Below are 9896 nucleotides of genomic sequence, written 5' to 3'. Positions count from 1 at the left end.
TATTGCATTGGCACATCATTTTGGTTGCGAAATCATTTCGTGCGATAGTCGGCAATTTTTTAAAGAAATGAAAATTGGAACTGCAGTTCCTTCGGAAGTTGAATTAGCTTCTGCAACCCATCATTTTATACAAAATAAATCGATTTTTGAAAAGTATTCTGTAGGCGATTTTGAAAAAGAAGCGCTTGAAAAATTAGATGAACTTTTTGTTAAAAACAACATCCAAATTATGGTGGGTGGTTCTGGTTTGTATGTAGCTGCCGTTTTAAAAGGTTTCGATGAATTTCCGGATATTGATGAGGATATTCGTACAGAAATCAATTCTAAATTTGATGCATTAGGTATCGAATTTTTACAGCATAAATTACAAGAATTAGATCCCAATTATTATAATAAACTGGAAATAGAAAATCCGCAAACCTTACAAAATCCGCAACGAATGAAACGTTTTGTAGAGGTTTGTATTGGAAGTGGTCTGCCTTATTCCGTTTTTATTGGAAAAAGAAAAATCAAACGTAATTTCACTCCAATAATTATTGGTTTAGAAGCCGATAGAGAAATTATGTACGATCGAATTAACCAACGTGTCGACATAATGTTCGAAACTGGTTTGATTGAAGAAGTAAAGCAATTACTTCCTCATAAAGAAAGAAATGCCTTACAAACTGTTGGGTACAGAGAATTATTTGATTATTTTGAAGGGATAAGCACACTTGAATTTGCCAAAGAACAAATTAAACAAAACACACGCCGATTTGCAAAACGACAAATGACTTGGTTCAAGCGCACAGAAAATGCTGTTTGGTTTGATTATGAAACTAAAATAAATACCATTATCAATGATATCAATAAATTAACAGTAATTTAAGGGTTAAAAATCTAATTTTAATTATTTTTGAAAGAAAAAAATGAAAAAAATAGTAATCTTATTGATTTTTATTTTGTCTTCGTGTGGAATTGAATACGCCGGAGGAACAAAAATAGTTATTAAAGGTAAAGTGGTTGATAACGATAATAATCCTATTGAAAATAAAGAAATTAATTTATTTGTTACGCGTGAATCCTATGGTTTTCCGTTTTTATTTTATGTACCATCTGAAGAAAACAATATTGGAAAAACAATTACAAATAGTATGGGAGAATACACTATAGTGATTCCAAAACCTAGTAATAATTTTTCTGAAATTATTGTTGAAACCAATTCAAATTCCAATAATTTAAACAGAAAGCAATTTAGAAATATTCAAAACTCCAATTTTATAAATTTTGAACTTGTTTTACCAACTTCCGTTTTATATAAGAATACAGATTTGGCCACTTTAAATGTTAATCCAAATAATGTAAATCCTTCAAATGAACTCAGAAAAATTGAGTTTATTGGTGTTTTGCCAAATGAGTTTGTATATTTTAATCCAATAGAGAATGAATTGGATTTTATAGATTTCAATAGGCTTGTTAAAAAAAATCAAACAATAATTTTACGATATACCGTGTTTAATTATATTACGAACACTACCATAATTCAAGATGAAAATATTGTGATAAACAATTCTAATCAAATTAATTATACTCTAAATTATTAATTATGAAGTATTTAGTACAAATTATGTTTTTATTTTTGATGTCAACCGCTTGGTCTCAAAAACAAGAAGATAAAATAGAAAAAGATTTTAAAATTATAGCTGATATTAATGTTGCTGGAACTTCAAACGTATTTTTTGGAAACAACTATTTAGCCAAAGGCCATAAAAACCCAAGCTTGGGAGTAAATATTAGTTTGTATATGTTTCAATATAAAAATATAAAATTTGGTGGAACGTTAGAAAAGAGTAGTATAAATGTATCTGATATAACTATTGGTGGTAATATTAAAAAATCAAATATTAACTCTGCTTATATTTCTGTTTTAAATGAAATTAAAATTTCAAAACGATTTGTTTTATCTCCAGATTTAACTGCTGGATTTTTGCAAATAAGACAAAAAAATGGTGCTAAATTTTACGGAAGTCAATATGGGTATAGAATTGGGCTTGGAGTCGATTTAAATTATAAATTAAGTAATGATGTTGTTATTTTTTCAAATTTAGGCTACAATAGATATATTCTTGATGTACAAACATCAGATGATTATAAAAAATATTTTAACAATTCGAATTCAGTTAACTTAAATTTTGGGTTCAAATTTATTACGTTATAAATTAGTTAAAATACAATTATGCCAATTTCCAAAGACTTTACCTCTATTTACAAACAAAATTTTGAAATTGGTTTTCAACATTGCTACTCAAATGGCTTTTTAAAGCATACTGAAATTTGTAATTTATTTCAAGTTGTAGCAGGAAATCATGCGGATTTAGGCGGTATTAGTTATCTAGACATGCAGCAACATGATCAAGCTTGGGTGTTAAGTAGAATGAGAATTGAAATTGCAAAATTACCAAAATGGAAAGATGTAATTACGGTAAAAACCTGGATAAAAACCTTAGATAATTCGCGTTCTATTCGTTGTTTAGAAATGTATTTGAATGATGAAAAATTAATAGGTTGCGAAACTTTTTGGGTAGTTATAAATACGAATACCAGACGCCCAGATAATTTAGCATTGCCACATACTCACTTTGAAAAATATGCTACAGACAGTATAATAGAACCAATTCAGAAAATAACTATTCCAGAAGTATTTACAAATAAAAACAAAAGAAAAATTATTTTATCAGATATTGATATTGTTAATCACGCCAACAACGTTAAATATTTAGAATGGTGTTTAGATGTTGCTAATGTAGAAATGGTTTTAAATAATTCAATCAAAGCCCTAAACTTAAACTATTTACAAGAATTAAATTATAATGATGCAATAGAAATTCATCATACTGAAAATTCATTTTTAATTACTAAAGAAGGGAAAAGTTGTTTCGCTTTAGAATTAGAGATTTAAAATAATGGCAATACAGATTTATTCAATGGATTAATTTGTGTAAATAAGTTTAATCTGTAAAAACTGGTTACCTATCTAAAAACTAATTTTACGCAATGTTTCCATTACATAATCGTGCATTACTTGTTTGTAATCCAAGTGAGTAACCATTCGCAATTTACCTTGGCCCATATTGCTAATATTGATATTTTTTTCTTTTAGTTTATCAATAAATTGCGTTTCATTTATATCACTTTTTAGTTTAAAAATGATAATATTGGTTTCAATTGGTTCCACTTTATAAATAAAAGGCAGCGTTTCTAAAACACTTCCTAATTCTTTAGCTTTTTTATGATCTTCTTCTAAGCGAGTGATATTATTTTGTAAGGCATACATTCCAGCTGCAGCTAAATAACCCGCTTGACGCATACCGCCACCAAATATTTTTCTAATGCGAAGTGCCCTTTTCATATCTTCTTTTGTACCCAACAAAACTGAACCAACTGGCGCTCCTAAACCTTTTGACAGGCAAAGAGAAATGGTATCAAACAATTCGCCATACATTTTTGGATGTTGTTTTTTAGCAACTAAAGCATTCCAAAGTCGGGCTCCATCTAAATGGTATTTCAAATTATGTTTTGTGCAAACTTCTTTTATTTTCTTTAATTCTTCTATATCGTAACAAGCGCCTCCGCCTTTGTTTGTTGTGTTTTCTACACATACTAACTTAGTCATTGGTGCGTGATAAAACTCAGGATCGCTAATAGCATTTTCTACTTGTTCCGCAGTAATCATACCTCGATTTCCATCAATTAAATTGCACGAAACTCCACTATTAAATGCTACGCCACCCGCTTCATATAAAAAAACATGTCCCCATTTATCACAAATTAATTCGTCACCCGGATTGGTGTGTAATTTTATCGCGGTTTGATTTGCCATCGTTCCAGAAGGAAAAAACAAAGCGGCTTCTTTACCAAATAAATCAGCTAAAGACGCTTCCAATTCATTAACTGTCGGATCTTGTTTAAAAACATCATCACCCACTTTCGCATTAAACATAAATTGCAACATTTCTTTAGAGGGCTTGGTAACCGTATCGCTGAATAAATTAATTTCCATAAATCGTATAAATAGTCTATTTTTGTTTTGTAAAACTACAAATAAAATGGTAAATACCGAACAAATAAAAGACATTATTAATCGCCTTGGTGCGTTAAGGAGGTATCTTTGACGTTGATGCCAAGCTTGTAGAAATAAGTAACGAAGAAGAAAAAACCTTTGCTCCCGACTTTTGGAACCATGCCAAACAAGCCGAAATTGTGGTAAGAAATTTACGTTCGAAAAAGAAATGGGTAGACGACTATACACATTGCGAAGATTTAGCCGAAGAACTGCAACTGACTTATGATTTATATAAAGAAGATGCCGTTTCTGAAGAAGAATTAGATGCCATTTTTGAAAAAACCATCAACCATATTGAAGATTTAGAATTTAGAAATATGCTTTCGGAAGAAGGCGATAATTTAAGTGCTGTGCTTCAAATTACCGCAGGTGCTGGAGGTACAGAAAGTTGCGATTGGGCAAGCATGATGATGCGAATGTATTTGATGTGGGCCGAAAAACAAGGGTATAAAGTTAAAGAACTGAATTATCAAGAAGGTGATGCTGCGGGTATAAAAACCGTAACGTTAGAAATTGAAGGCGATTTTGCCTTCGGATATTTAAAAGGAGAAAATGGGGTACATCGTTTGGTACGCATCTCACCTTTTGATAGTAATGCCAAGCGACATACTTCATTTGCTTCCGTATATGTTTATCCATTAGTGGATGACACCATTGAAATTGAAATTAATCCTGCAGATATTGAAATTACAACAGCCCGTTCAAGTGGAGCTGGAGGTCAAAATGTAAATAAAGTAGAAACTAAGGTGCAATTATATCACAAACCTTCTGGAATTCAGATTCAATGTTCGGAAACGCGTTCGCAGCATGATAACAGAAGTCGTGCGTTACAAATGTTAAAATCGCAATTATACGAAATTGAGTTGAAGAAACAATTGGCACAACGTAATGATATTGAAGCCGGTAAAATGAAAATTGAATGGGGTTCGCAAATTAGAAATTACGTTTTACATCCGTACAAATTAATTAAAGATGTGCGTTCTGGATTTGAAACTTCTGATTCTGAAGCCGTCTTAAACGGTGAAATTGATGGGTTTTTAAAAGCCTATTTGATGATGATGGGACAGAAAGAAGACTAACAAATTAGATAAAAAAATTCGACCTGTCGAGTTGAAAAACTTAACAGGTCGAATTAAACAACTCGGCAGGTCGAGTTTAAAAGTTTAACAGGTCTAAATTTATTGCTTTGGTTTCATCGCATTTTCTATACGCGCAACCAAATCATTTAAATGAAATTTAGTTAAACGATCTGTTGCAACCGCACTTGCTTTTTTCAATTGTGCTTTTAATTCTAACAATTGACCTTTAGCAATGGATGGAATATCCGTATCAATTACACTAATTCTTTTTCCGTCAAAATTTCCGGTATCGGTTTTATCTGATAATGCAACATCAATTACTCTACTTACAAATACTTTTTGAAGGTTTCTTCTATAAATATCAATAGCTGCATTCGCTTTTAATTCTGAGAAAATACCTCTTCTTAAATCTGAAATTAATTCATCAACTGAATAATTGGCTTTACTTAATGAAGATGTTTCAATCAATCGTACCAATCTATCATTCGACAACAAACTTGAAAGTGTACCATCTTGCATACTCTTAATGGCATCAACTCCAACATCGCCTTTTATTTTAGAAATAATATTTTGATTTAATAACCAAGTTGGCGTTTTAAACAATTGCTCATTTAGGAATGCAACTGCTTCATTTTGAATAGCAGAAGGCGTAACTTCGTATGCATTTCCTGCCATATCATAGGTTTTCGGGTTTTCATAAACACCACCTACGTTTTTAGTTACGTGTCCCATATATCTTCTAAACTGTCCAACTAACGAATTATATAATCCTTCTAATTCTGAATAATCTTCACCGTTTTCTTTACTCCATTCTGTCAAATTAGGTAAAATTCTTTTTAAATTTTTAATTCCATAGGCTGACGCTTTCATAGAATTATCTCCTAAATCTTCCGTTTGAAAACGAGGATCGTAAGGACTGGTTTCAGTACCAAACCATAGTCTTCTGTCTTTGTAAGCATCTTTTGTCATTTCATTTAACAATGCTTTTTCCACTTTTTCATCGGCAGCATCTTTAAAATAAGAATAACCCCATTTGATAGCCCATTTGTCATAATCTCCAATTCTTGGAAATAAATCTTTTACATTGTCTTCAGGTTGTGCTACATAGTTGAAACGAGCATAATCCATAATAGACGAAGTATGTCCATTTTTCTTTTGAAATTCAGGATTTCTTAACATTTCCACAGGCGTCGCATTACTTGCTCCCATATTATGACGTAATCCAAGCGTGTGTCCTACTTCGTGTGCTGCCACAAAACGAATTAATTCGCCCATTAATTTATCGTCTAATTTTTTATGTCTAGCATTAGGATCTACAGCAGCCGTTTGGATTAAATACCAATCGCGCAATAAACTCATAATATTGTGGTACCAACCAATATGACTTTCCATAATTTCACCTGTTCTTGGGTCGTGTACATTAGGTCCGTATGCATTTTGAATTTCTGCAGCAAAATATCTCAATACAGAAAAACGTGCATCTTCTAAACTCATTGTTGGATCGTTTTCTGGCCAATATTCGCCACGAATGGCGTTTTTCCAACCCGCAAATTCAAACGCTTCTTTCCAATCGTCAATACCTTGTTTGATATATGGTTTCCATTTATCTGGCGTAGCGGGGTCTAAATAATATACAATTGGTTTTTTAGGCTCAATTAATTCGCCACTTTTTTGTTTTTCTGCATCTTCTTCATTTTTAGGTTCTAATCGCCATCTTACAGCAAAGATATCCGTGTCAGCTTTTTGTGAATCTTCCTCAAAAACATCGTAACCATTGGCAAAATAGCCTACTCTTTTGTCAAAAGTTCTTTTGCGCATTGGGTTTTCTGGCAATAAAATAAAAGACGTATTTAATTCCATGGTAACCACACCAGCGTCAAGAGCTGCTGGAAAATCAACACCTATTTTAGGTGTAGGTGTTCTTGAAATTTGAGGAGCCACCGTTGTAAACGTCTTCGTAGTTCTAATCTCAGTATTGATTGGAAAACTTTTTATAAATTGTATAAACGATTTATCTTTTTGAAACGCCTGAATACTTAACATTTGTTTGTTAATAGAATTCAAAGAAAACGTTTGTAAATCAGCATCAAAAGCCGATGTCACATCTATAACACTAGCAATATTGTTTTTTCCTGATTCGTCTTTTTTATAGGCTAAAATATCATAAATCCCAATGATTGGATCGGCACTTGAATTTTTTACAGATTTTGTAATTGGTTTGTCCTCATTCGGAGTCATAATTACATACGTTATTGAACGCAAAATAATAGTATTGTTCAATCCTTTTTCAAAACGAACTACTTGTCTATTTATTTCTTCACCTCCAAAAATACCTCCACCAGCTGGCGTTTTAGAATATCTGGTAATGGTCATGATTTCTTTGCCAATTAATGTATCAGAAATTTCAAATAAATATTTATCTGCAACTTTGTGCACATCTATTAATCCTTTTTGCGTGACTGCTGAAGAATCAATTACTTTTTTGTAAGGTTTTGGTTCCTTTTTTGCATCTGGTTTTTTTCCATCTGCTGCAGGATTTGCTGCAGGTGCGTTTTTACTTTTCTGATCTTTTTTTTGAGCCACGCTTTCAAATGTGGTTAAAAGCAAAAAGCAAAATAAAATTTGTATTGATTTTTTCAACATAATGCTATTTTTTTGGTTAGTTAATTTACAAGACCTTAAATATAACTTTATGTTACTTTAAAACTATAATTTTTATGTTAATTTTAACAAATGATGAAATAAAAAAACCGATTTTAAATGAAAATCGGTTTTTTTACAATGTGTCTTGTTTTATGAGAAGAATGTTGTTACATAATATAATAACGCACCAATAATAGCAGAAACCGGAATGGTTAATATCCATGCCCATAATAGGCTAATTGTTACGCCCCATCTAACGGCGCTTAAACGCTTAGTTGCGCCTACCCCAATAATAGAACCTGTAATGGTATGCGTTGTAGAAACTGGCACACCCATTTGAGAAACTGTAAATAAAGTTAAAGCGCCTGCCGTTTCAGAACAAACACCTTCAAGCGGTGTAACTTTAGTGATTTTAGTTCCCATTGTTTTTACAATTTTCCAACCGCCCATTAAAGTACCTGTTCCAATCATTAAATAGCAACCAAAAGCAATCCATGTTGGCATGGTTTCTTTGGTTACTTTAGTTTCTAATTTGTGGCCTTCTAAAAGCTTTCCATCTTCATCAACATAATTAGCGAAAATTTTAGCGTATTTGTAATTAGGATTAATTATATTATTACTAAAAATTACTTCGTTAGTAACAACATCTTTAACCTCTTTTTTATCTGAATATACTTCAAGTTTTGGTAGTTTTTTGGAAACTTTTTCAAAGTCATTTGCGTCTTCTTTTTGCTTTTCCAATGCCATTAAAAATGGATTCATTTTGGAAACTTCAGTATTTAACTTTTCATCGGTATATATATATTCACTTGTGGAAACATCCACTATTTTCTTTCCATCTAAGTAAATTATATCGCTTCCAAAAACACCAACTGAAGGTTTAAATTTTTTCAAATTACCTTCTTCATTGCTATATTTTATTTGTAAAATTTCTGTGGTATGTAATAAATTGTATTCTTTTATAAAATTAGGCATATCATTATCTGTTCCACCTCTGTATGAATTGGCGTATACAATACAAGCAGCACAAATAATTCCCATTACTTTTTGAGAATCGGCTCCACCATGACCTAAAGAAAAGGCAGCTGAAGAAAGTAATTGTAATTTCTTGTACATATTTCCTTCTTTGGTATGCGATGGATTTTTTCCATGAACAATTTCATACCAACAATAAACTACCAAGAAAAGCCCTAAAAGCACACCAACAATCCAAATCATAATTGGTTTAATATCTAAAGCGTCTTTTAAACTGTAAGTAATATAAACTGTAAGCACTGAAAGTAAAGTTGAAATCGTAATTTTTATAACAAATTTTCTTTGGATGGTAACCATTGCAATCAAATAGGAAATTAGACCTCCAATAACAGGAGCTAAAAATATAAATGCCACTGTTTTTAAAATTTCTGTAGAATTTAAAACATCAAAACCCGCGTGAGCGACTGCAGCGCCACCAAATCCACCAATAAGGGTATGAGAAGAAGAAGATGGAATACCTAATTTCCAAGTTAATAAATTCCAAAGAGTTGCAGCTATAAGTCCTGCTAAAATAACCCAAAGCGTAATGGCCGAATTATCTACAGTTTTGGCAACCGTATTTCCTACACTCATATCAAACACCCAATACGCAACTAAATTAAAAAATGCTGCCCAAATGACGGCTTGAGTTGGAGATAATACTTTTGTCGAAACTACTGTTGCTATTGAATTGGCCGCATCATGAAATCCGTTTACCAAATCAAATAACAAAGCAATAATTATTATTACTATTAAAAGTGTAAACATAGTACCTAATTATGAATGTTTAACAGCAACCGCTTCTAAAACTCTTGCAACAGATTTGCATTTATCTGTAGCTTTATCTAAAGAAGTAAAAACTTCATTATAAATAATTATATTTTTTAGGTCTGTTTCGTTTTCAAAAATATCAGAAATGGCTTTTTCAATTACAGAATCTGATTTTCTATCTAATTTGTTTATTTTCTTTACACTTTCAAAAACATTTTTAAAATCTTTCATTTCTTTTAACTCTGTTACAGACTCTGTAATAAGTTTACAAGCTTCAAGATTAATTT

At 31.5% G+C, this 9896-nt stretch carries 9 protein-coding genes; 5 read left to right on the top strand and 4 right to left on the bottom strand.

Features of this window, described 5'->3' with window-relative positions; translation table 11 throughout:
• Position 1: 1 nt before the first annotated feature.
• The 4 genes from miaA to ACIQ2I_RS05745 are packed head-to-tail and all read left to right on the top strand — an operon-like array spanning position 2 to position 2938.
• Positions 2–868 (top strand): tRNA (adenosine(37)-N6)-dimethylallyltransferase MiaA, encoded by an 867-nt coding sequence (miaA, locus tag ACIQ2I_RS05760; RefSeq protein ID WP_396181483.1) that lies wholly within the window; start codon positions 2–4, stop codon positions 866–868.
• A 40-nt stretch (positions 869–908) separates the two neighbouring features.
• Positions 909–1583 (top strand): hypothetical protein, encoded by a 675-nt coding sequence (locus ACIQ2I_RS05755; RefSeq protein ID WP_396181482.1) that lies wholly within the window; start codon positions 909–911, stop codon positions 1581–1583.
• Positions 1584–1585: 2 nt separating this feature from the next.
• Complete coding sequence (locus tag ACIQ2I_RS05750; RefSeq protein ID WP_396181481.1) at positions 1586–2197, top strand: hypothetical protein; 612 nt, start codon at positions 1586–1588, stop codon at positions 2195–2197.
• A gap of 18 nt (positions 2198–2215) precedes the next feature.
• Entirely contained in the window at positions 2216–2938 is a 723-nt protein-coding gene (locus ACIQ2I_RS05745) for an acyl-[acyl-carrier-protein] thioesterase (protein ID WP_396181480.1), read from the top strand.
• Positions 2939–3013: 75 nt separating this feature from the next.
• On the opposite strand, the gene ACIQ2I_RS05740 is transcribed toward ACIQ2I_RS05745, so the two are convergent.
• The gene (locus ACIQ2I_RS05740; protein WP_396181479.1) at positions 3014–4039 is read right to left on the bottom strand and encodes a threonine aldolase family protein; all 1026 of its coding nucleotides are present in this window, start codon (positions 4037–4039) and stop codon (positions 3014–3016) included.
• 46 nt (positions 4040–4085) lie between these two features.
• On the opposite strand from ACIQ2I_RS05740, the gene prfB reads away from it, so the two are divergent.
• Positions 4086–5181, top strand: a protein-coding gene (gene prfB / locus ACIQ2I_RS05735; protein ID WP_396181478.1) for a peptide chain release factor 2 whose coding sequence is annotated in 2 segments (ribosomal slippage) — positions 4086–4148 and positions 4150–5181 — 1095 coding nt in all. Because the reading frame shifts where the segments join, the coding sequence is not laid out codon by codon here.
• A gap of 99 nt (positions 5182–5280) precedes the next feature.
• Here the strand turns inward: prfB and ACIQ2I_RS05730 are convergent.
• From ACIQ2I_RS05730 to ACIQ2I_RS05720, 3 genes are all read right to left on the bottom strand, one after another.
• The gene (locus ACIQ2I_RS05730; RefSeq protein ID WP_396181477.1) at positions 5281–7824 is read right to left on the bottom strand and encodes a zinc-dependent metalloprotease; all 2544 of its coding nucleotides are present in this window, start codon (positions 7822–7824) and stop codon (positions 5281–5283) included.
• Positions 7825–7974: 150 nt separating this feature from the next.
• Entirely contained in the window at positions 7975–9606 is a 1632-nt protein-coding gene (locus ACIQ2I_RS05725; protein ID WP_396181476.1) for an anion permease, read from the bottom strand.
• A gap of 9 nt (positions 9607–9615) precedes the next feature.
• A partial coding sequence (locus ACIQ2I_RS05720) for a DUF47 domain-containing protein (RefSeq protein WP_396181475.1) occupies positions 9616–9896 on the bottom strand: 281 nt, incomplete at its 5' end.

This window comes from Flavobacterium sp., from assembly GCF_044368995.1.
Taxonomy (GTDB): domain Bacteria; phylum Bacteroidota; class Bacteroidia; order Flavobacteriales; family Flavobacteriaceae; genus Flavobacterium.
The sequence above is the reverse complement of the archived record's forward strand: the minus strand, read 5'-3'. Positions and strand labels throughout refer to the sequence as shown.